The sequence below is a fragment of the Halomonas sp. PR-M31 genome (assembly GCF_001039575.1).
In the GTDB taxonomy this organism is placed as follows: Bacteria; Pseudomonadota; Gammaproteobacteria; order Pseudomonadales; family Halomonadaceae; genus Modicisalibacter.
On record NZ_JIBT01000038.1, the window covers coordinates 44,125 to 66,285 of the forward strand.

Annotated in this window: 22 protein-coding genes, 2 tRNA genes and 3 pseudogenes; 11 read left to right on the plus strand and 16 right to left on the minus strand. The window is 58.3% G+C overall.

Translation table 11 applies throughout. From position 1 onward, the window contains the following. Window positions 1-3: 3 nt before the first annotated feature. Complete coding sequence (locus CH74_RS11580; protein WP_048307660.1) at window positions 4-1,101, minus strand: AI-2E family transporter; 1,098 nt, start codon at window positions 1,099-1,101, stop codon at window positions 4-6. Next, window positions 1,098-1,343: a sulfurtransferase TusA family protein gene (locus CH74_RS11585; RefSeq protein WP_048307661.1), complete on the minus strand. Its 246-nt coding sequence runs from the start codon at window positions 1,341-1,343 to the stop codon at window positions 1,098-1,100. Before CH74_RS11585 ends, CH74_RS11580 begins: the two co-directional genes overlap by 4 nt. 110 nt (window positions 1,344-1,453) lie before the next feature. Between CH74_RS11585 and CH74_RS20025 the strand changes: the two genes are divergently transcribed. Next, window positions 1,454-1,948: a hypothetical protein gene (locus CH74_RS20025; protein ID WP_367379116.1), complete on the plus strand. Its 495-nt coding sequence runs from the start codon at window positions 1,454-1,456 to the stop codon at window positions 1,946-1,948. After that, the gene (locus CH74_RS11590; RefSeq protein WP_367379117.1) at window positions 1,837-2,895 is read left to right on the plus strand and encodes a M48 family metalloprotease; all 1,059 of its coding nucleotides are present in this window, start codon (window positions 1,837-1,839) and stop codon (window positions 2,893-2,895) included. The genes CH74_RS20025 and CH74_RS11590 overlap by 112 nt, the downstream gene beginning before the upstream one ends. Window positions 2,896-2,937: 42 nt before the next feature. On the opposite strand, the gene nadA is transcribed toward CH74_RS11590, so the two are convergent. The 8 genes and pseudogenes from nadA to aceK form a co-directional block, all read right to left on the minus strand. Beyond that, window positions 2,938-3,966 carry a quinolinate synthase NadA gene (gene nadA / locus CH74_RS11595; RefSeq protein ID WP_048307663.1) on the minus strand — a complete coding sequence of 343 codons (1,029 nt, stop codon included), beginning with the start codon at window positions 3,964-3,966 and terminating at the stop codon, window positions 2,938-2,940. A gap of 180 nt (window positions 3,967-4,146) precedes the next feature. After that, window positions 4,147-4,221, minus strand: a tRNA-Lys gene (locus CH74_RS11600). A 41-nt stretch (window positions 4,222-4,262) separates the two neighbouring features. Next, a tRNA-Lys gene (locus tag CH74_RS11605) sits at window positions 4,263-4,337 on the minus strand. A 108-nt stretch (window positions 4,338-4,445) separates the two neighbouring features. Continuing rightward, window positions 4,446-5,675, minus strand: a complete 1,230-nt coding sequence (locus CH74_RS11610) for a TRAP transporter substrate-binding protein (RefSeq protein WP_172656334.1) — start codon at window positions 5,673-5,675, stop codon at window positions 4,446-4,448. Window positions 5,676-5,709: 34 nt separating this feature from the next. Next, a complete protein-coding gene (locus tag CH74_RS11615; RefSeq protein WP_048307664.1) occupies window positions 5,710-6,432 on the minus strand; it encodes a tRNA-uridine aminocarboxypropyltransferase in 723 nt (240 codons plus the stop codon). Further along, window positions 6,429-7,385, minus strand: a complete 957-nt coding sequence (locus CH74_RS11620; protein WP_048307665.1) for a bile acid:sodium symporter family protein — start codon at window positions 7,383-7,385, stop codon at window positions 6,429-6,431. Before CH74_RS11620 ends, CH74_RS11615 begins: the two co-directional genes overlap by 4 nt. 10 nt (window positions 7,386-7,395) lie before the next feature. Continuing rightward, complete coding sequence (locus CH74_RS11625) at window positions 7,396-8,112, minus strand: NAD-dependent deacylase (RefSeq protein ID WP_048307711.1); 717 nt, start codon at window positions 8,110-8,112, stop codon at window positions 7,396-7,398. A 72-nt stretch (window positions 8,113-8,184) separates the two neighbouring features. After that, window positions 8,185-9,941: pseudogene (gene aceK, locus CH74_RS20030) on the minus strand (bifunctional isocitrate dehydrogenase kinase/phosphatase). 58 nt (window positions 9,942-9,999) lie between these two features. Between aceK and CH74_RS11635 the strand changes: the two are divergent. The 6 genes and pseudogenes from CH74_RS11635 to CH74_RS18995 all read left to right on the plus strand — a co-directional run bounded on the left by CH74_RS11635 (window position 10,000) and on the right by CH74_RS18995 (window position 14,856). Then, a complete protein-coding gene (locus CH74_RS11635; RefSeq protein WP_253273044.1) occupies window positions 10,000-11,382 on the plus strand; it encodes an aromatic amino acid transport family protein in 1,383 nt (460 codons plus the stop codon). 7 nt (window positions 11,383-11,389) lie between these two features. Beyond that, a pseudogene (locus CH74_RS18300) lies at window positions 11,390-12,112 on the plus strand (pseudouridine synthase); the annotation flags it as partial. A gap of 84 nt (window positions 12,113-12,196) precedes the next feature. Continuing rightward, complete coding sequence (gene tcdA / locus CH74_RS11640; protein WP_048307713.1) at window positions 12,197-13,018, plus strand: tRNA cyclic N6-threonylcarbamoyladenosine(37) synthase TcdA; 822 nt, start codon at window positions 12,197-12,199, stop codon at window positions 13,016-13,018. Continuing rightward, entirely contained in the window at window positions 13,011-13,244 is a 234-nt protein-coding gene (locus CH74_RS11645) for a DUF1653 domain-containing protein (protein WP_048307669.1), read from the plus strand. Before tcdA ends, CH74_RS11645 begins: the two co-directional genes overlap by 8 nt. A 92-nt stretch (window positions 13,245-13,336) precedes the next feature. Beyond that, entirely contained in the window at window positions 13,337-14,515 is a 1,179-nt protein-coding gene (locus CH74_RS11650) for a PHB depolymerase family esterase (RefSeq protein ID WP_216594755.1), read from the plus strand. Beyond that, window positions 14,440-14,856, plus strand: coding sequence for an immunoglobulin-like domain-containing protein (locus tag CH74_RS18995; protein ID WP_253273046.1), 417 nt, complete (start codon window positions 14,440-14,442; stop codon window positions 14,854-14,856). Before CH74_RS11650 ends, CH74_RS18995 begins: the two co-directional genes overlap by 76 nt. A gap of 112 nt (window positions 14,857-14,968) precedes the next feature. Here the strand turns inward: CH74_RS18995 and CH74_RS18795 are convergent, their stop codons facing one another. Beyond that, complete coding sequence (locus CH74_RS18795; protein ID WP_172656333.1) at window positions 14,969-15,133, minus strand: hypothetical protein; 165 nt, start codon at window positions 15,131-15,133, stop codon at window positions 14,969-14,971. Here CH74_RS18795 and purE point away from each other — a divergent pair. Together purE and CH74_RS11660 are read left to right on the plus strand one after the other, a co-directional pair. Continuing rightward, window positions 15,054-15,547: pseudogene (purE, locus tag CH74_RS11655) on the plus strand (5-(carboxyamino)imidazole ribonucleotide mutase). The gene CH74_RS18795 and the pseudogene purE overlap by 80 nt on opposite strands. Before the next feature lie 12 nt (window positions 15,548-15,559). After that, window positions 15,560-16,654 (plus strand): 5-(carboxyamino)imidazole ribonucleotide synthase, encoded by a 1,095-nt coding sequence (locus CH74_RS11660; RefSeq protein WP_253273045.1) that lies wholly within the window; start codon window positions 15,560-15,562, stop codon window positions 16,652-16,654. 109 nt (window positions 16,655-16,763) lie between these two features. Here CH74_RS11660 and bfr read toward each other — a convergent pair whose 3' ends face one another. From bfr to lptF, 5 genes are all read right to left on the minus strand, one after another. Continuing rightward, complete coding sequence (bfr, locus tag CH74_RS11665; protein ID WP_048307671.1) at window positions 16,764-17,237, minus strand: bacterioferritin; 474 nt, start codon at window positions 17,235-17,237, stop codon at window positions 16,764-16,766. Window positions 17,238-17,407: 170 nt separating this feature from the next. Further along, complete coding sequence (locus CH74_RS11670) at window positions 17,408-17,611, minus strand: (2Fe-2S)-binding protein (RefSeq protein ID WP_048307717.1); 204 nt, start codon at window positions 17,609-17,611, stop codon at window positions 17,408-17,410. A gap of 104 nt (window positions 17,612-17,715) precedes the next feature. Continuing rightward, a complete protein-coding gene (locus CH74_RS11675; RefSeq protein ID WP_048307672.1) occupies window positions 17,716-18,168 on the minus strand; it encodes an RDD family protein in 453 nt (150 codons plus the stop codon). Between the two features lie 34 nt (window positions 18,169-18,202). Beyond that, window positions 18,203-19,267, minus strand: a complete 1,065-nt coding sequence (gene lptG / locus CH74_RS11680; RefSeq protein WP_048307674.1) for an LPS export ABC transporter permease LptG — start codon at window positions 19,265-19,267, stop codon at window positions 18,203-18,205. Beyond that, window positions 19,267-20,346 carry an LPS export ABC transporter permease LptF gene (gene lptF, locus CH74_RS11685; RefSeq protein WP_172656337.1) on the minus strand — a complete coding sequence of 360 codons (1,080 nt, stop codon included), beginning with the start codon at window positions 20,344-20,346 and terminating at the stop codon, window positions 19,267-19,269. The genes lptG and lptF overlap by 1 nt, the downstream gene beginning before the upstream one ends. Before the next feature lie 204 nt (window positions 20,347-20,550). Here lptF and CH74_RS11690 point away from each other — a divergent pair, with 204 nt between their 5' ends. Next, entirely contained in the window at window positions 20,551-22,098 is a 1,548-nt protein-coding gene (locus CH74_RS11690) for a leucyl aminopeptidase (protein ID WP_048307676.1), read from the plus strand. The last annotated feature ends 63 nt before the right edge of the window (window positions 22,099-22,161 follow it).

A 22,161-nucleotide genomic window follows, 5' to 3' on the forward strand; every position in this document is an offset into this window, starting at 1 on the left:
AATTTAATCTTCCAGGTCAACCTGACGAATAGGCTGCCCCCGCTGTCCTACGCTGCGGGGCCAAGCCCTGACTAGGGCCTTGAGCAGTGTCGCCAGCGGAATGGCGAAGAATATTCCCCAAAACCCCCAGATCCCCCCGAAAAACAGCACCGCCAGGATGATCGATACCGGATGCAGATTGACCGCCTCGGAGAACAGCACCGGCACCAGCACGTTGCCATCCAGTGCCTGTAACACCCCATAAGCGACGACCACATAGACGAACTCGTCGCTGATACCGAAATAAAATCCCGCCACGGCTGCCACGGGGATTGTCGCGATCGCCGCCCCGATATAGGGCACCAGCACCGAGAGCCCTACCGTCAGCCCCAACAATGCCGTATAAGGCAGCCCGAAAAACCAGAAGGTGACATAGGCCGCGCTGCCGACGATGAGTATCTCGATCACCTTGCCTCGTACATAGTTGGCGATTTGGTGATCCATTTCGTGCCATACATTGGTCATCAAGGCGCGCTTTTGCGGTAACAGCGAAAGGAAAAAGCGTGTCAGCGATTCCCGATCCTTGAGTAGAAAGAACACCAGAATCGGCACCAGCACCAGATAGATGATCAATCCCAGCAGGTTACCTAGCGATGACAGCGACAGCGTCAATGCCCGCTGACCAAGCTGGGTGGCCTCTCGCCCCGCCGTTGAAATCCAGACCTGAATCTGATCCGGGGTAATCACCGTGGGATAGCGCGCCTGAAGGCCATCCAACAGCTGCTGAACCCGGGCAAACATGCGCGGGGTTTCCTGCACCAGCTCGACCATCTGATTCCAGACCAGGGGCAATACCACCAGGGCCAGCGCCAGCAGCGCTCCGATGAAGATCAGAAATACTGTCAATACCGACAGCAGTCGGGGCAATCCCCGGCGTTCCAGCCAGGCGACGATCCCCTGCAGCAGGAAGGCGATGATCAGCGCGGTGAAGAAAGGAGCCAGCATCTTGCCCATCCAGATCACGATGGCAAAGCCCAGGATCAGCACCAGCAGAAGAACGACCGCTTCTTCGTCGGAAAAGTAACGCTCGGCCCAGGTTTTCAGGACCTCTTTCATCTTCATATAACGGCGGCACCCTTGCGAATCCAGTAATGGTATTCGTCGCCACTTTCTTCTCGAGACAGAAGCTCGAAACCGCTTTGTTCGATGAAGGTTTCGAAGTCTCGCCAAGAGCCTGGGTCCGTCGCCATTACATGAAGCACGGCGCCGGCTTCAAGGCTTGCCAAGGATTGCTTGGCCTTGAGCAGTGGCAGCGGGCAATGCAGGCCACGCGCATCGAGCACATCGTCAGGTTGCAGAGCCATGACATCTCCCGTGAGAATAGAAAATCGCCTCGATTTAAAGGCACTTTGTTTCTCGAATCAATGTCGAGTGTACATGCCGCTACTGGCGTTACCCGTCCACGAGGATAGTCATGCTGCGTAAAATAACAACGTCGGTATTGGTAGGCGCTCTTACCCTCGCCTCACTCTCGGTGTCGCTGGGGGCCGACGACTATGGGCTACCCTCTCTGGGCAGTGGTGGGAGCAGCGTCTCAAGTGATGAAGAGCATCGCCTCGGTCGCGCCTGGCTGCGCCAGTTTCGTGCCCAGACTCAGGCTTGGCAGGATCCTATCACTCAGCGCTATGTCGAATCGGTTCTATCCAGACTCTTGCCATACAGTGATATTGGCACCACTCAGGTGATCGTTACCCTGGTGGACAGCCGGCTACTCAATGCTTTTGCGGTGCCAGGTGGCATCGTCGGTGTCAATGCCGGACTGTTCTCCTTCGCGTCCAGCAAGATGCCTTCGCCTCGGTGCTGGCACACGAACTCGGCCATTTGTCCCAGCGTCATTTCGCGCGGCGCATGGAGCGTATCGAAGAAACTCAGCTACCCACCATGGCCGCCATGCTGGCAGGCATGGTGATCGCTGCCGGCGGCGGTGGCAATGCAGGCCTTGCGGCCATGGCAGGCTCCCAGGCGGCATTCATTCAGGATCAGCTGGCCTATTCCCGGCGCTTCGAGCAGGAGGCGGACCGGGTAGGGCTCGATGCCATGGCGGATGCGGGCTTCGATCCTCAGGCCATGCCCGCCATGTTTCGTGCCATGCAGCGCTTGACCAGCCTGCAGGGGGGCAACCCGCCGGAATTCCTGTTGACCCACCCTGTCACGGAATCTCGCATCAGTGACACCCAGAGCCGTGCCGATCAACTTCGCACAACGGCCGCCTCCAAAGACCCGACCTATGCCATGATCCGTGCCCGGGCATTGCTCAAGCTGAACCAGGACGATCCGACTCAAGCCATGTCGCAGCTACGTCAGGACAACCCGCCCCAGAGCGCCATCCACTATTTGCAAGCACTCATTGCCGCCGAGCAAGATCGTACCGACGCGGCCCTCGATAGCCTTGATCGCCTGGCTCGCGAACTGCCGGATCTCTCCTTGATCCCGGCTAGCGCCGCTGAAATCGCACTCGAGGCAGGCCGACGTAGCGTGGCGCTCGAACGGGCCCAGCGCATCTTGAGACTCTCACCGGGCTACTTTCCCGCAGAGTTGATTCAGTCCGATATTTTGTTGCAGACGGATCCCGGCCAGGCCTTCGATGTACTGCGCGAGCTCAGCCAGCAAGCACCGGAAGATCCCCAGGTATTCACCCTTCTCGCCGAGGCCGCCGGACGCAGCGGCCATGAAATCTGGGGGCATCTGGCTCGAGCCGAGCAGCTACAGCTGAGCGGCAGCATCGATCGAGCCATTCGACAGCTCGAGGTAGCCGAAGATGTGGCCAAGCGCAGTAACGATTTCGGCATGGCGAGCCGTATTCAGCAGCGGCGCAGAGTGTACATGGAGTATCGCGAAGCTGCCCAACAACTCTAAAACCATCAGCGTCTCGTTGCCAGGCAGCGAGACGGCTGATGATCAACGCTTGAAATTGAGCATTCGCTCCAGCGGCTTCAGCGCTCGCAGGCGAAGTTCCTCATCGACGAATATCTCGCCGCTGTAGTCACGCAGCGCTCCGGCTAGATTGTCGAGGGCGTTCATCGCCATCCAAGGGCAATGCGCGCAGCTCTTGCAGGTCGCGCCATTGCCGGCGGTAGGAGCTTCGAACAAGATCTTGTTCGGCACCGCCTGCTGCATCTTGAAGAAAATGCCGCGATCCGTGGCGACGATCATCTCCTGCTGAGGCAACTCCTTGGCCGCCTTGATCAACTGCGAGGTGGAGCCCACCACGTCCGCGATCTCTACCACATTGGCCGGCGATTCCGGATGCACCAGCACTGCGGCATCCGGGTACAGCGCCTTCAAATCAGTGATGCCCTTTGCCTTGAACTCCTCGTGAACGATGCAGGCACCGTCCCAGAGCAGCATGTCGGCGCCGGTCTGCTTTTGAATGTAGCCACCAAGGTGTTTGTCCGGCGCCCACAGGATTTTTTCACCTCTGGCCTGCAGGTGCTCGATTACATCCACGGCAATGGAAGATGTCACTACCCAGTCGGCCCGGGCCTTTACTGCTGCAGAGGTATTGGCATAGACCACCACGGTGCGATCCGGGTGGGCGTCGCAGAAAGCTGCGAACTCATCCGCCGGGCAACCGATATCCAGAGAGCAGGTGGCTTCCAGGGTCGGCATCAGCACCCGTTTCTCGGGAGAGAGAATCTTGGCGGTCTCCCCCATGAAGCGTACCCCGGCAACCACTAACGTCGAGGCTTCATGTCGGGCACCGAAGCGTGCCATCTCAAGGGAATCCGAGACGCATCCGCCGGTTTCTTCCGCCAGCTGTTGAATGGCATCATCGGTATAGTAGTGGGCGACGAGTACCGCGTTGCGCTCATTCAATAAGCGCTTGATCTCGTCGATGCGGACTTCGTCTTCGGCGGGAATCCGCGTAGGACAGTAAGCGAGGGCCAAGTGCTCTTGCACCCTCGCGCGAGGCGTCATGATTGTCATCGTGTCTATCACTCGTTGTTGGCAGGGAATCCCCCTGCGTTTTTAGAAGCGCCAGACCCGATCGATCTTTTCGATCACGCGACGCACCTAACTCACGAATTTTGACAAGTCTAACGTGAAAAGGCTCCCTGGCGTACAGCAAAACGCCCCCGCATTCGAAAATGCGAGGGCGCCGGTATTTGGTGGGTCGTGTAGGATTCGAACCTACGACCAATTGGTTAAAAGCCAACTGCTCTACCACTGAGCTAACGACCCGGAATGAGGCTTTACTACAAGAAATCTTGGGGAGGTGATGATGGTGGGTCGTGTAGGATTCGAACCTACGACCAATTGGTTAAAAGCCAACTGCTCTACCACTGAGCTAACGACCCCCTCCACAGGGCGCACATATTACTGATAGCGCCTTAGGATGACAAGTGTGTTTTGATCGGCAAATTAGTTGTTAGCTTGTTTGATGCCTCGATCTGAACCCTTGCCATCTAACTATGCCACCAGCGATTGGGTTCAACGTCGACCGCAGCCATATCCGCAGGGATCTCCCGAGCAATGCCGTGAATCTCTTGGTAGACATCGATACCACCGGCCCAACCGTTGAGCCGTTCACGCCACTGCTCCCAAGGCGCTGGGTTGAACTCCGGTGCGCACATTTGGGCAGCTTGCCGGCGTATTTCATCGGAAAGCGGGGCCACTCGAACATTGTGCTTACCGAAGACGGTACTGGAGGGAGGATTTTCAAAGGCACCCACTACTTGTGTTTGAGCCGCTTCGTTCATGCCGTGAGTGAAAATCTGCGCCGTATAGGCGGACTCCATTACCTGATCCTGTAAATCGCTACCCAGCGTGTCGAACACCGGCAGGCTCATAGCGGTATGTTCAGTGCCGGCAAAAAAGCGCAGATCCACCGCTTGAGACACGACTGGCGCCATACCCGCATGGGCCACCGCTGCCATCCAGGCTTCTGCACCATCGAACAGGCCTTGGCGCAATCCGTCCAGGGTTTTTTCCCAAGCCACTGGCACCGGATTGAGATTGAGCTCTCGCATGGTGATGCGCCCAAGCTGGCTGCCAGCGACCCGATTTCTAGTGCCGGACAAATCTTCTAGACTGGCCACCAGCGGCTTGCCCGCCCATTTTAGCCCCAGCATCAGACCACGCAGATCGCAATGGGTGAACAAAAACTGAATATCATGGCAGCGGCGCAAAGGTTCGCGCAGCAGCTTCTCACTGCGTGGGTCGTAGAAAAAATGGAACATCGACGCCCTAGACGGAAACATGTAGGCAAAGTCAAGCACGTTGTAATAAGGAGCTCCGATCGCGGAATTTTGGGTCGAGCCCGAGAAGATATCCACGCTGCCCTGCTGGATCCTGCTCACGCCATCGTGCTCATTGCACGCCTCGTTACTGTCCACGAAGTCCACGCGAATAGCGCCATTGCTACGGGCTTCCAAGTCCCGGGTGAAGAACAGCTGGCTGGAATTCTGAATGTTCTGATGACGTTCGTTACAGCCCGAAGCGGCGAAACGCAGAACATGTTTCGGAGTGGTTCGGCGTCGTCTCTTCTCTTCTTTCTCCGCAGCTCGCGCCAAACTAGAAGCGCCCAGGGTTGCGCCCAGGCCAGAGGCGGCCAGCAAGGTCGAAGTCAGGCCGAAGCGACCAGAAATACCGACGAAATCGCGGCGAGAAATGCCGTTGTCTTCTTGTTGGCTCATAAGAAAGCTCCTGCTGTCTTGTCTGCTGCGGTAATCATCGTTGCCTCTCCAGCAAGCGCTGCATCGCCGCCGTAGGTCTTTCAAGTTTGCTATGTCGACGGCTCTCGGCGTAGCTGTCGTTGAACACCTCGAAATAGTCGTCGAGCACCTCGGCGGCGACAGTATCGCCGCTTTGACGCAACAGCTCCGCGGCAACCTCCGCGGTGCATAGATGCGATGCCGAGGCGGGTTTACGCAAGTGATAGCGGGTGAGACGTTCGGTATGCAGGGGCAGCACCGGCAGACGCGCAAGATAAGGGCTCTTGCGAAAGATACGCCGAGCCTGTCGCCAGGTACCGTCGAGAATGATGAACACCGGAATGCGCCCTTCTCGTTTTGCCTGCTTTACCGAGTCGATATCGACGACCCGTTCAGCATAGTCCGGCTGGTCGTCGGGAAAGACGAGAAAAGGGGCAAAACGCGGATCATCGAGATGGTCGAGCAATGCAATGTCTGGCGCGGTGCGATACCAAGTGAAGACCTCTGTGGTGTCGAGAATATCGCCGATCAGCCGGCCGGTATTGGTCGGCTTGTTATGTTCCAGCGGATGGGTCAACAGCCAGAAGCGCGCTTTGCTTTCGGTTTTCACCCGGTAAGGGCACAGACAGTTCAACAGCGGCAGACGACACCCCTCGCAGCGAGTGACGAAGCTGCCTCTGGCTTTGAAAGGACGACGAGGTGGAGAAGATACGCATTGATCCGGGTCCGATAGCGTCATGGCGTATTTAGCTGCTTCCTTGCTAATGTGTCGTCGGTATCCACCGGTCGGCGCTTCCAGTAGCCCGCCAGCAGTGAGCCGGAAACGTTGTGCCAAATGGAGAAAAGCGCACCGGGCAAGGCCGCCGTGGCGCTGAAGAACTGATTGGCCAGGGTCACCGCGAGTCCGGAATTTTGCATACCCACCTCGATGGCAAGGGTTCTTGCCACCCGCTTGTCGAAGCCGCACAGCCGGCCAATGCCGTAGCCCCCTACCAGACCGATGGCGTTGTGCAGTATCACCGCAAGTGCCACCAAGGGCCCAAGGGTCGCCAATCGATCTGCATTGAGCCCCACCACGATGGCGATGATCAAAACGATGGCTGCCATGGCAACCGTTGCCAACATGGGCTCGATACGGCGCAGCTGGCGGCCCAGAAAATGGTGAACGAGTACACCGAGGGCAATGGGCGCGATGACAAGCTGGGCGATGCTCAAAAACATGCCCCCCGCCGGCACCTGAACGCTTTCACCGACCAGCAGCAATGTTAGAAGCGGTGTTGCCACCACGGATACCAGGGTCGACATCAGGGTCATGGAGACGGAAAGCGCCACATGACCACCGGCCAGCCAGGTGATGACGTTCGACGCGGTGCCCCCGGCGGTTGCACCGACCAGCACCATGCCGGTAGTGAGCGCTGCATCGAGGCCGAGCAGCCAGGAAACGGCCAGGGCAGCCAGGGGCATCACCGAGAACTGCAGTATGACCCCGACCGCCACCGGCAAGGGGGCGCGAATCACATTGAGGAAATCCTGCCGGGAGAGCGTCAGCCCCATGGCAAACATGATAACCGCCAATAGCAGCTTGATCTGACCGGCAAGTCCGGTAAACCAGTCTGGCTGCCAGGCAGCAGCGAGGGCGAAAAGAATCGCCCAGAGAGGAAACAGGCGATTGATCTGCTCGAAAATGGACATTATGAACTCTTCAAGGGATCTCGAGGCGTCGCTGACGACGCCAGTGCTCGACCAGAGGGGGCACACCCTGACTGGCCGGCGCATCGATGGCTCGCACCCAGTTAGGGGACAGCGTTGATGCATTGGGGTCCACCAGGATACAGGGGCAGTCGTTGGGGGCCTCGTGCAGCAGCATGGCGGCGGGCATGACCGCAAGCGACGTGCCCACTACCAGCAGCAGATCCGCCTGGGTGACGATATCGCAGGCGTCACCATAAGCGGGCACCGCCTCGCCGAACCACACCACATCGGGTCGAAGCTGGCTGCCTTTGTCACAGAGATCACCCAGCTTGATGCCGCCCCGTGGCAGCGGATAGACCAGCCGTGGATCAGCGCTCGAACGCGCCCTGAGCACTTCCCCATGCAGATGCACGACCCGTTTGGAACCGGCCCGCTCGTGCAGATCGTCGATGTTCTGGGTGATGATGCTGACATCAAAGTCCGCCTCGAGCTCGGCCAGAGCACAATGAGCGGGATTGGGTTTGGCACGACGCACCTGGGCACGACGCTCGTCGTAAAAGCGCAGCACCAGCGCCGGATCGCGTTGCCATCCTTCCGGGGTGGCAACATCCTGGATGGCGTGGTTTTCCCATAGGCCATCGCCATCGCGAAAGGTCTTGAGACCGCTTTCGGCGCTGATACCCGCCCCAGTGAGCACCACCAGGCGCTGTCTGGCATTTGTCGTCATCTTGTCTCGCATTCAGTCCTTGAGCCGGTAAGTCAGTGAATCGATAAGTCATTGAATCGATAAGTCATTGAATCAGTAAGTCAGCACCGCCTGATCGCCACCGGCGAAGCGCTGCTTGTTGCGATAGGGGTAGACATCGATCACCTGCCCTTCCGTGATCGCATTTTGCAGCCCTTGCCAGTAATTCGCCTCGAAAAGCTCCGGGTGCAGCTCCAGAAACAGACGCCGCAGCTTGATATCCGCGAACAGAAACGGGCCAAACTCCTCGGGGAAAATATCATTCGGGCCGACGGAGTACCACGGCTCGTCCATCATCTCCTGTTCCGGATAACGAGCTTCTGGAATTTTCCGAAAGTTGCACTCCGTGAGATAGCAGATTTCATCGTAGTCATAAAACACCACCCGACCATGACGGGTCACCCCGAAGTTCTTGAGCAGCATGTCGCCGGGAAAAATGTTCGCCGCCGCCATCTGTTTGATGGCGTTGCCGTAATCCTTGAGGATGGCCCGGGTCTCCTGCTCGTCGCTCTGCTCCAGATAAAGATTGAGCGGCATCATCATGCGTTCGGTGTAGCAGTGCTTGATGAGCACCTTGTCGTCTCGAAGCTCCACGGTCGAGGGCGCCACCTCGAGCAGTTCTTTCAGGCATTCTGGATCGAAATGATCCTTGCGGGCGATGAAGTTGGAAAATTCCTGGGTATCCGCCATGCGCCCCACCCGGTCATGACGTTTGACCAGGCGATACTTCTCCCGCACGTTGTCGCGGCTCATCGCCTTGGAAGGATCGAAGCGATCTTGATGATCTTGAACACGGTTCGATAAGAAGGCAGCACGAACACCGCCATGACCATGCCGCGAACCCCTGGAGCAATGATGAAACGATCCTGGCGCTTGGCGATATGCTGGTTGAGCGCACGAAAGAACTCGGTCTTGCCGTGCTTGAAAAAGCCGATCGCGGCATAAAGCTCACCCTCGGGCTTGTCTGGCATCAGCTCCTGCAGATAGCCAACGAACTCTCTGGGCACCGGCACATCGACCTGAAAATAGACCCGGGTAAAAGAGAAGATGATCGATATCTCCACCGGCTCGATGATCACCGTATCCAGCCGTACGCCTCTCACGTCACCCTGGGTTTCATCGTGGACGATGGGAAGCACCAGCGGCACCTGGACATCGCCACCGCTCAGGCGCCCCACTAGATAGGCCCCCTTGTTGCGATAGAACACGCTGTTGAGCAGCTCGATCTGTGCGTCCGAGGCATCCCGCAAGGCCTCAGGCAGATGCGCGTTCAAAAACTCGCTGCCCATTTCAGCATCTCGCGCAAGATCGTCGTAGCAGGTGTCCAGGGAAGCCTCTTTCAACGCCCAGGCGAGGGCTGCGTGCCAGTCCCCTTCGACTCGGCGGCGGCGCGTCAATTCGATATCCGACCGATGAGCCGCATGGGTTCGGGAGCTATAAACGAACATCCAGTCATTGCGAATATGACGATGATGAAAAATGGAGCAGAACAGTGAGTTGAAGTAGGTTTCCGCCAGCTCATAATCCAGGCGCTGATCGATCAGCTGCGCGTAGTGCTGCTTGGCCTCGCGCCAATTCTCGCAGTGGGTGAGCTCGTCGTTTTCGAAGGAGCGCTTGAGCCGGGAAAGCGTGTCTCCGACCTTTTCGTCGTAAAGATTGATGCGTGCCGCCGAGGCTTGCTGAGCATCCCGCCAGGCCGCTTCTGCGAAGCGCCGGCGAGCATCCCGGGTAATCTGTTTGAAGCGTGAACGATACTCATCGAAGCCATGCAGAATGGTGGCAGCGATACGATAGGCAGGGGACACTTTCATTTCGAGATTTCCCACGGCATAAAGCATCAGCATGCCCAATGCGGCGCAGGATTGCGAGATGCACGACGCCGCTATGGCCATAACTGACCCGGGTCATGTTTCACATTCCAGGAATGCGCTATGCTGCCCGACCATCTTCGCCGTGCAATGGACTCATCTCATGGAAGAACCCGGTATCACGCAGCCAGCGCGCAATCACAACGCTCCCAAGACCACCGCCTGGACAAGCCAGGATACGACCTGGATGCTCAGCCTGTTCGGCACCGCCGTGGGCGCGGGTATTCTGTTTCTGCCCATCAACGCGGGTATCGGCGGTTTCTGGCCTTTGGTGCTGATGACGCTGCTGATCGGCCCGATGACCTATCTTTCCCACCGCGGTCTGTCCCGCTTCGTCTGTTCATCCTCGATCAAGAACAGCGACATCACCCAAGTCGTGAAAGAGCACTTTGGTGAGAACGCCGGCCGCGCAATCACCTTGCTCTATTTTCTGGCGATCTACCCCATCGTGCTGATCTACGGGGTGGGCATCACCAATACCGTGGCAAGCTTTCTTACCAATCAGCTAGGCATGACGCCCCCGCCGCGCTGGTTGTTATCCGGGGTGCTGATTGCAGCCATGATGGCGGTCATGTTGGCCGGTGAGCGCGTCATGCTCAGGGTCACTCAATGGCTGGTCTACCCGCTGGTGGCCATTTTGATCTTCATGTCCCTCTACCTGATCCCGAGCTGGAATCTGTCGGGTCTTGGCACGATGCCCGAGGGCGGTGATTTTCTTGTCACCGTGTGGCTGACCATTCCGGTGCTGGTATTCTCCTTCAACCATTCGCCGGCGATCTCCCAGTTTGCGGTCGCCCAGAAACGCAGCCATGGTGATGGGGCTTCCGCCAAGGCAGATGTGATCCTGCGCAATACCACACTCATGCTGGTGAGCTTTGTGATGCTGTTCGTATTTTCCTGCGTACTGGCGCTCACCCCGGAACAATTGCTCGAGGCCAAGGCGCAAAACCTGCCGATCCTGTCCTATTTGGCCAACGTGTACGATAGCGGCTTCGTCAGCTATTTCGGTCCGTTGGTGGCGTTCGTGGCCATCGTTTCGTCGTTTTTCGGTCACTACATGGGCGCCAGCGAAGGCTTGAAGGGCATGGCGCGCAACCTGTTGCAAAGCCAAGGCAGGAGCGTTCATCCCAGCAGGATCAACCGTTTCACCATTGCTTTCATGTTTCTGACGACCTGGGGCGTGGCCATCATCAACCCCAATATTTTGAACCTGATCGAAACCCTGAGTGGCCCGGTCATCGCCGCGATTCTTTATCTAATGCCCATGTATGCCATTCATAAGGTGCCGGCGCTGGCTCCCTACCGCGGTCGCGCCAGCAACGTCTTCGTGACCGTGGCAGGTCTGGTGGCCATGAGCGCCATCCTGTACGGCCTTTTCGGTTGATTCCTCGATGAGCGGCGAGCCTTTAAGGATTCTTTACCAGGACGAGCAGCTGGTCGCGGTGCACAAACCTTCCGGGCTATTGGTGCATCGCACGGCCCTGGCCAAGGGCGAGACACGTTTTGCCCTGCAGATTTTGCGGGATCAGCTGGGTCAACGGGTTTATCCGGTCCATCGCCTGGATCGCCCCACTTGCGGCATCCTGCTGTTTGCGCTGACCCCTGATATGGCCAGCACGCTAGCGGCCCAGTTCAGCGCTCAACAGGTACAAAAATGCTACCTGGCGGTGGTACGGGGTGTTGGCCCCGAACGGGAATGCCTTGATTGGCCGCTGCGGGAAGAGGATGGCCGACGCCCCAAGAGCGAGATGCCGGAACAGGCTGCCCGCACCGAGATACGTCGGCTAGACAGCGTCGAACTGCCGATTGCCATCGACCGCTACCCCCAGGCCCGCTATTCGCTGATGGAAATTCACCCGCTGACCGGGCGGCGCCATCAGATTCGGCGCCACCTTTCCCGACGCGGCTATCCGATCATCGGCGATGCCAAGCATGGCAAGGGCGTGCACAATCGCTTCTTCCGGGAACGACTCGAGTGCCCAAACCTGCTGCTGGCGGCGGTTGGGCTTGGCCTCTGGCATCCGAAGCGTCGAGCGATGCTGCATTTGAGTTCCGCGCCTGATAGGGATATGAGCCGGCTATTCGAACGCTTGGGCTGGTCCGGGCACTTGCCAGAGAATGGCGCTAATTGGCAAGAGGCTCATCTGGCCCATCATCATTATCATCAACATCGCGTTAGGCAGACCCGCCGAGTCATCATGAACCCCTTTGAACCCACCCCCATCACCAACGATTACGATTTGCGCTTCGGCGGCATTCGCAGGCTCTATGGCGCCCGTGCCGCGGAGCGCTTTCGTCGATCTCATGTGGTGGTCGTGGGTGTCGGAGGCGTCGGCAGCTGGGCGGTGGAGGCCCTGGCGCGAGCCGGTATCGGCAAGCTGACGTTGATCGATCTCGACGATGTCTGTGTCTCCAACATCAATCGCCAGCTGCACGCCCTGGAGGGCACCATCGGACGACCCAAGGTGGATGTGCTGGCCGAGCGTTGCCGGGCCATCAATCCGGCTATCGAGGTGGTGGCGGACACGGCCTTCGTCACACCGAAAAATCTTCCTGAGCGCATCCCTGAGGACACGGATCATCTCATCGATGCCATCGATAGCGTGGTGGCCAAGACTGCCCTGATCGCCTGGTGCAAGCGTCGCAAGATCCGGCTCACCGTCACTGGCGCCGCCGGAGGCCAGACCGATCCAACCCGTATCCAGGTAGCTGATCTGACCCGCACGGAGCACGACCCGCTGCTGGCCAAGGTACGTTCCCGGCTGCGGCGGGATTTTGGTTTTTCCCGCAATCCAAAAAGACGCTTTGGCGTGGAATGCGTCTATTCTGATGAACAGCTGATCTATCCGCGCAGTGACGGTGAGGTCTGTCTACAGAAACCCGGCAACGGCGAAGTTACCCGTCTTGACTGCGCCAGCGGTTTCGGCGCCGCGACCTTTGTCACCGGCAGCTTTGGCTTCGTCGCCGCGTCTCGAGCATTGGCGCGACTGGCGATCATCAAGGGAACTTGCGATGAATAATGAACATCCTCGCCTCGTACCGGGCATCTATCGTCACTACAAGGGGCAGAGCTACGAGGTCATCGGCCTGGCTCACCACAGTGAAACCGAAGAGCCTCTGGTCGTCTATCGCGCGCTATACGGCGATTATGGTTTATGGGTACGTCCGCTTGGCATGTTTGGCGAGACCGTTGAGGTCCAGGGAGAACCCCTGCCGCGCTTTGAGCTGGAAGTTGCTTTCAAATAATATTTTTTGCAACGGTTACCCATAAAGCATTGGCAGATCCCAGGAAAGGGACGATGCTGACAACTGATTCACGCAGCACTCAAGGATGATCCATGCCTGCTTATTCTTCCCTAGTTCTATGGGGTCGCGATCTGATCGCAATCCTTGTCTTCCTTCTTTGCGCGCCGGTTCAGGCGGGCACCCTTTCAAGCGCCACCCTGGATGCTCAAAGCTATTCGGGCTCTCGGGAGCGCAATTACCAAGTCTACGTACCCGACGGTCTTACCCGCCCTGCGCCCATGGTCATGGCGCTGCACGGCTGCCAACAGACCCAGACCGATGTGCTCGACGACTGGGGCCTCAAGGCGGCGGCGGATCGCTACGGCTTCATCCTGATAGCGCCTTTTATTACCAGCTACGACGGGCTACGCAATACCAACTGCTGGGGCTTTTGGTTGGATCAGCACCAGCAGGAGGGCATGGGGGAACCCGAGGATCTGCATCAGATTGCCCTTGAAGTCGAAGCCAACTTTGCCATCGATCCAGAGCGGCGCTATATCACCGGGCTTTCCTCTGGCGGCGCCATGGCCGTGGTCGCCTCCATCACCCATAACGAATACTGGGCCGCTGCCGCCACCGCTGCAGGCTTGCCTTACGGCGAGGACGCCGCCTCGGTGTCGCTGTCTGGACAATGCCCGGGCTTTGCCACGTTCCATCCGGTCAGCCAAGTGGTGGGCGACATGCGCGGTGAGCTCGACGATGACTATGCCATCCCGCTACTGGTGCTGCAGAACAACAACGACTGCACGGTGATCCAGCCCGCCGGACGCAATCTGCGGGATGCCCAACTGGCAGTGTTCGGCGATGAAAGCCATGACACTCCGGATGAAGCGCTCGCCTCACAAGAGACCTGTCAGCCGTTTTTTGAACAGAACTATGGCTGTCGCCAGAGCCGCTATACCTTGGATGGCTCGGATGCCAGTCGCTCGCTGGTCGAAACCGTCTTCTTCGATGGCCCGCGCGCCACACCGAGCACTGGGGATACCGATCGCGGCCACTACTGGATCGGCGGCGAGAGCGGCAATCAAGGCCGGTGGGCCATCCGCCAAGGCCCCAGCTATCCGGATATCATTTGGGACTTCTTCGAACGTCATCCACGCAATGCATCATCCCCCCAGGCGCCCCAAGAATCACGCTCAACGGCGCGAACCCTCTGCTGGTTCCGCTCAACGCCCCCTACAACGACCCGGGCGCCAGCGCCCAGGACGCGGAAGATGGCGAGGTACCTGTGACTACGGACTGCAGCCAGGTGGACACGTCTCGGCTCGGTGATTACGCCTGCACCTTCTCCGCTACCGATAGCGACGGCAACACCACCACGGCCCAGCGCAGCGTACAAATCTTCGACCCTGATGTGCCGAGCGCGTCCTGCACCACCGTCGATGCCCCACCGCTTGCCCACATCAATGCCGGTCGCGCCATTGCCGGGGGGCTTTTCAACCTGCGGGCACTGGCCAAAACCGACCAGCAGGATATCGGCTTTGCTTACGACAGCTGGTCGCCGGTGACGCTGTATGAAGGCGAGCCGGGGCAGTGGTATTCCCAGCAGCCGACGGTCTGCTCCAGCCCATGAAAATTAGGGCTCAAACGTAGTTTTCTGAATGTAGAGCGTCTGATAACGAGCGCCTGGAAACAGGCGCTGTGATGTAGCCGGTGCTATCCGCTGATATACTGCTGCGCTTCTTTCAATAGCTAGCCGTGTCTAGCATCAACGACCAGACCAGCACCTTGACGGTATTCGGGTGCGGCCGGCGATCAAATGGAGGCAGCATGAGCGTACGGGTAGGCGTCATCATGGGCTCGAAGTCGGATTGGGCCACCATGTGCCATACCGCCGAAACCCTCGACACGCTAGGTATCGAGCATGAAATAAAGGTGGTTTCTGCTCATCGCACCCCGGATCTTCTGTTCGATTATGCGGAAAGCGCCGTCGAGCGCGGCCTCGAGGTGATCATCGCCGCGCCGGCGGGGCAGCCCATCTGCCCGGCATGGCCGCCGCCAAGACCTGCCTGCCGGTACTGGGCGTGCCGGTTCAGTCCAGCATGCTCAGCGGCGTGGATTCGCTGCTGTCCATCGTGCAGATGCCCGCGGGCATTCCTACCGGCACCCTGGCTATCGGCCGTGCCGGCGCCATCAACGCCGCCCTGCTTGCCGCCGCCATTCTGGGCAACAAGTATCCCGAGGTGCGCGAAGCACTCGAACAGTATCGTAGCGATCAGACCCGTCGGGTGCTCGATCATCCCGATCCCAGCCAAGACGATTGACCGGAGGCCTGAATGTTGCGCATAGGTGTGGTAGGTGGCGGCCAGCTGGGTCGCATGATGGCGGAAGCCGGTGCAGGATTCGATGCCCGCTTCACCTTTCTCGATCCAACGGATTCGCCCTGCGCGGCGCTGCACGGCCGGCATGTCCAGGCGAACTGGAATGATAGTGCGGCGCTCGAGTCTCTTGCCCAGGATAGCGACGTGGTGACCTTTGAGTTCGAGAACATTGCCGCCGACGCAGTGGCGCATCTGGCCAGCCAGTGCCCGGCCTTTCCCCCGGCCAAGGCGCTTGAAACCGCCCAGGATCGCTGGGCCGAAAAGTCGCTGTTTCGATCATTGGACATTCCTCTGCCGCCGGTTGCCAAGATCGATAGCCAGTCGGACCTTGACGCCGCCATTGCCGAGATTGGCCTGCCGGCGGTGCTCAAGACCCGCACCCTAGGCTATGACGGCAAGGGACAAAAGGTGCTGCGAGAAACGAAAGACGTCAGCGACGCCTTTGAGGAGTTAGGCTCAGTACCCCTGGTACTCGAGGGGTTCGTCGATTTCGATCATGAGGTCTCGGCGATTGCGGTACGTGGCCGTGGCGGTGAAACTCGAACCTGGCCCCTTTCGCGTAATGAACATCGCAAAGGCATGCTGCACTGCTCCATTCCGGAGCCGGGCCACCCGTTGCAAGCCTTGGCGGAGGATTACATCAGCCGGGTGCTGACGGAACTCGATTATGTTGGCGTGATGGCGTTTGAATTCTTTGCAGTAGAGGGTGCCTTGCTGGCCAATGAAATTGCCCCAAGAGTGCATAATTCGGGGCACTGGAGCATCGAGGGTGCCGCCACCAGCCAGTTCGAGAATCATCTGCGTGCGGTGGCCGGTTTGCCCTTGGGAACGACGGAGCGCCTGGTGCCCTGTGCCATGCTCAACGTGATCGGCGCTCTTCCCGAGCGGGATGCGGTACTTAAAATACCTGGCACCCGTTGGCACGATTATGGCAAGGCGCCGCGGCCCGGGCGCAAGATCGGTCATATCACCGTATTGGCCTTTAGTGACGAACAGCTCAGTGAGCGCATCGAAGCCGTGGAGAAGCTGCTGGTCAACGACTTAGGCTAAGAGCGCTCTGAGAAAATTCTGAACGTTACACAACGAAAGAAGGCGCCCCTGTTAGAGGCGCCTTCTTGATACTACATTGCGTCATGCAACGAACTGCGACGACAGCTGATCAGGCTTCGCGCATCTGCTTCTGCAGATAGTTTTCCAACCCAACCTTATCTATCAAGCTCAGCTCGGTTTCGAGCATATCGATGTGCTCTTCCTCGTCGGCAAGAATGTCACGGAACAGATCGCGAGTGACGTAGTCGTGCACCTGCTCACAGTGGGTGATGGCTTCGATCAAATCCTTGCGGCCCTTATGCTCCGCCGCTAGATCACTCTCGAGCATTTCACGAGTGTGCTCACCGATGTGCAGCTTTCCCAGATCCTGGAGGTTGGGTAGCCCTTCGAGGAACAGGATGCGCTCGATCAGCTTGTCGGCGTGATTCATCTCTTCGATGGATTCATCGTATTCCCACTTTGCCAATGCCTTCAGGCCCCAGTCCTTGTACATCTTGGCATGTAGAAAATACTGATTGATCGCGACCAGTTCATTACCCAGTACGATATTGAGATGTTCGATAACCTTGGCATCGCCTTTCATGGGGATCTCCTTCACTTTTTATAGGCGCAGGAAATGTACCCACGCGCTTACGACTAGGGAAGTATCGCCCAGAATTGAGAAAAAGTCCAATAATGACAATTAGTTATAAAGATTTCATCGCATTCGCGAGGGGTTGTCGAATGCCAATGAAAGTGAGGAATATTCCGCAGTTAGACGGCGTAAGACAGGTCCGCATCACCAAACAACTCCTTGGCTACGGCTTCTCGTGTAATCGACTTGCCTACGCAGGCGCATTTGCCACACTGGGTAGCGCAGCCTGTCTGCTCTCGCACTTCACGCCAGCTTCTGGCGCCCTGGGCCACGACCTGTTGAATGGTGTTGTCAGAAACCCGCTTGCATAGGCATACGTACATGGAATCAGCCTCACTATCGTCCTGATAGTGAATGTAAATGATTCGCATAGAGGATTGCAAGCATTCTTTTAATGCGCTTTTGTCGCACCACTATATAGGCACCTTCAGGCTTTCTTGCGCTTTCCCTGTTTAGGCAGTACCACCACCCGTGAGCTTGAGGCAATGTCCGGCCAGCTGCGTCGCTCGCTGTCAATCAATATCCACCAGTAGCCCAAACCGCCCAAGGCTAGGGAAAACATGGCAGCAATGAAGCGCACCAGGCATTGCGGCAACGACAGGGAATTACCCTCGATGCTCTGAACCCGCAAACGCCAGGCCTGCATGCCTAAAGTCATGCCGCCACGCATCCAGAAAAAGGCAAAGAAAATGAAGGTCACCACCAGCAGCACGCTGTGAAACAGCGGGCTCTCGCTGGCTTCGCCTCCATTGAGCGCTACGGCGACGAACCCCACCAGCATCCAGACCGCCAGCAATACTAGGGTATCGTAGATCAGTGCTCCCAGCCGGCGCGGCAATCCCGCCGGCCATACATCATCCAGATTGGCAAAACGTCGCATCGCTCCTCCTGGGTAGCAAATCGTGACTGGCCTGCTAGCCGCTGCGTCGTAACAAATAAAGCCCCACCCCAATACAGGCCAATGTCGGCGCAAGCACCGCCCAGACCGGCGAGAAGCCAAAGACCGTGGACGCTGGCGCTAGCAGATCCTGAAGATACTTGAAGGAAAGCCCCACGATGACCCCGTAGAACACGCGAGTGCCCGCCGCCACGGTGCGCAGCGGGCCGAACACAAAGGAAGCCGCTACCAGCACCAACGATGCCATGGTGATCGGCATCAGCATCTTCTGCCAGAAGTACAATAGCGGCTGGGTAGGCGTCAGCCCCTGATGCTTCAGATAGTTCGCATAGGCCCATAGCTCGCTAGGCGCCTGGCTTTCCACATCTCGCAGCAACCGATTGAGCTGTGCAGGAGAGAGGTCGGTATTCCAGCCAAGACGGGCATGATGTTGGGTGTCGGTACGCTGCCCGGAAAAGCGCGTGATATCGACATCCAACAGCTCCCAATGATCGTTTTCCCAGATGGCTCGCTCTGCGTGAGTGGCTTCTTCCAAGCGCTTGCCATCGAAGCGATATCGGGTCAGATCGATGACCGTATCGTCCGCCCTAATGGCGCCGAATCGATAGAAGATGTTTCCTTCACGCTGCCAGCCGCCGCGCTGGGTAACCACCGCCCCCTTGCCGCTCAACTGCTCAAGGCGCCAGGCCTGAGCAAATTGCTCGGTGCGAGGGGTCACGAATTCCGCCATCAGCAACACGGTGACGATCACCAGTAGGATGGGCTTCATCGCGCTCCAGAGAATACGTATCAGGGAACGCCCGGAGGCACGCATGATCGTGAGCTCATTGTTCGAGGCCATGCTCCCCAGCCCTATCAGGGCGCCGATCAACACCGCCACCGGGGCATACTGATAAAAACGCCAGGGCAGACGCAGGCCAAGATAGAGCAGAACGTCGAAGGCGCCATAGCCGCCCTCCACGTCTTTTAGATCATTGATGAAGGCGATGACCAAATCCAGCCCTAGAAGCACTAGCTGCACGACGAAGATGGTGGCCAGTACGTTGCGGGCGATATATCGGTCGAGACGATCTGCAATCATTAACGCATGCCCCTTAGTTGCGACCGGCGAGTGAGCCACAGGCCAAGCAAGAGATACCCCAGATGGATGGGCCACATGCCGACGACGACAGGCAGTATTCCCCGACCGATCGCATCCAGGGCGGCCAGTAGCAGACTCAAATAGCTGATATGCAGGAAAATCGCCGGTAGCAATTTGGCAAAACGACCTTGGCGAGGATTGACCTTGGCCAAAGGCAATGCCAGCAAGGCCAGAATCGGTACCGTCAGCGGTAGACTAATGCGCCATTGCAGCTGCGCCCAGGCCTCGAGAGTATCCACCGCCACCAGCTGCGGGGTGGTGAGATATTCGACATCGTCCAGATCATTCATCTCGGCGGCCCGGGACAGTCGCACTGCGTAGGTATCGAACTCCAATCGCTCCGCTTGATTACGCCCAGGCTCGACGCTGTAGCGCTCCCCGTTCGCCAGCACCAAAAAACGACTACCGGTGTCGTCATCAACGGTTTGATAGCCGCTGTTGGCTCGGGTCACCACGGTTTGTGGCGTACCGTCGTCACGCCGCTGGCGTTCACTGATGAAAACGCCTTGCATGCGTGTTCGCTCGCTGTTCAAGTCCTCGATGTAAGCGGTACGTCCGTCGCCAAAATCCTGAAAACGCCCGGGCGCCAGTACCGAAAAGTCCAGGCGGCTCTGCTGCTCCTCGATCAGAACTTCGTTATGCCGTGCGCCGGAGGGGCCCAGCCATAGGCTACAAACCCCCACCAGAATCGTAATCAGTACGGTCGGCAGCATGGTGACCTGCAGCAAGCGATTGGGACTGATACCGCAGGCCACCAGCACCGTGATTTCGCTATTGAGATAGAGCTGCCCATAGGCCAACAGAATGGCTAGAAAAAAGGCCAGCGGCAGAATCAGCTCGAGAAACCCCGGCAGATGGAAAAGCATCAGGGTGCCAAGAATGCTGGCCGGAATATCGCCTTCAGCGGCGGTCGTGAAATAGCGGATGAAACGGCTGCCCATGATCACCAGCAGCAACACGCCGGCAACGGCGCTCATGGTGATCAGGATTTCGCGGGTCAGATAACGAAAGATGATCAAGACTGTCTCCCGGGTAGCGTCCTGGCGCGTGGTAACGTCCATGCAATGATGCGGTGCTTTGCGTACACTGAGGAGAGTACGGGTACGGCACTAAAAAGGACTAATGCCTTCTCGATGCCGTGCCGGCATTATCCAGAATCCTCGAACACTTGTCTTGTCACCGACAAGTGTTCGCAAGAGAAACCCTTTTTTAGTGGAGACGCCATGGAATTCCCTGTCATTACCGTCAATCCCGCCAAGGTCGAGACCGCGTGTCTTGTCGTGCCGGTCTTCAAGGACGGCGATCTACTGCCTACGGCAGCCAAGCTCGATGACGCTAGCGAACGACTGATCGGACAGCTGATCGAGCGCGGCGATTTTGATCCTACCCTGGCTAACGTCCAGATAATTCCATTTGCCCCGGGCTTTGCCGCCGATCGCCTGTTGCTGGTGGGTCTGGGGGAGCGCGCCAAATGCAACGAGGGCAGCTTTCGCAAGGTGCTTGATGCCGCGTTCAAGACCCTGATTCGCATGCCCATCGACGAAGCGGTGGTTGCCTTGAGCGACGTACCGGTTCCCGAGCGGGAAAGCGATTGGAAGGCGCGCATGATTGCGGAAGCGACCCATCGCGCCCTATATCGTTTCGATGTCTTCAAATCCGAGCCGGCGCCAACTTCGCGCCTTGCGCAGGTAGGCCTGCTGCTCGAGGAAAGCGGTGACGCGGCGAACAGCGAGCGCGGTCTGCGCATCGGCGACGCCTTGGGAGAAGGCATCAACTTCACTCGCACCCTCGGCAACCTGCCCGGCAATATCTGTACGCCGAGCTACCTGGCGGAACAGGCAGAGCAGCTGGGCAAGGGATCCGATGGGGCGGTAAGCGTAGAAATCCTCGACGAAGAAGCGCTTGAAGCACTCGGTGCCCGCACCCTGCTCTCGGTTGGCCGTGGCAGCGTGGAGCCTTCGCGACTGATCGTGCTGCGCTATCAAGGAGCTAATACCCAAGGGGCAGACGCTCAAGGTACCGAAAACGCGCAGGACGCGCCCCACGTTTTGGTGGGCAAAGGCATCACCTTCGATAGTGGCGGCATCTCGCTCAAGCCCGGCGCGGACATGGACGAGATGAAGTACGACATGTGCGGTGCGGCAAGTGTGCTGGGCACCTTCAAGGCGCTGGCGGCAATCAAGCCCAAGCTCAATGTCGTTGGTATCGTCGCCGCGGCGGAAAACATGCCGGACGGTCGCGCTACCAAACCCGGTGATATCATCAAGACCCTGAAAGGTCTGACCGTCGAAATACTCAATACCGACGCGGAAGGTCGACTGGTGCTATGTGATGCCCTGACCTACGCCGAGCGCTTCGAACCGGCCAGCGTAATCGATATCGCCACCCTGACCGGCGCCATGGTCATGGCCCTTGGCAATCATGCCACCGGGCTTTTCTCGAATGACGACGATCTGGCGCTGGACATTCTCGATGCCGGGGAAACCGCTTGGGACCGGGCTTGGCACATGCCGTTATGGGATGAGTATCAGAGTCAGCTCGACTCCAACTTCGCCGACCTGGCCAACATCGGTGGGCGACCTGCCGGCGCTGTCACTGCGGCCTGCTATCTTTCCCGTTTCGCTGACAAGTACCCCTGGGCGCATCTAGATATTGCCGGTACCGCCTGGATTTCCGGCAAGGAGAAAGGTGCCACTGGCCGTCCAGTCGGGCTTCTGACCCAGTACCTGATGGATCGCGAGCAGGACGCCCAGATCGAAACCGAGAAGTAGGAGCCCGGTTTACCGAGCGAATGCGACGCCGGCAAAGGACGAAGCCCCTACCCGGGCGCCTGC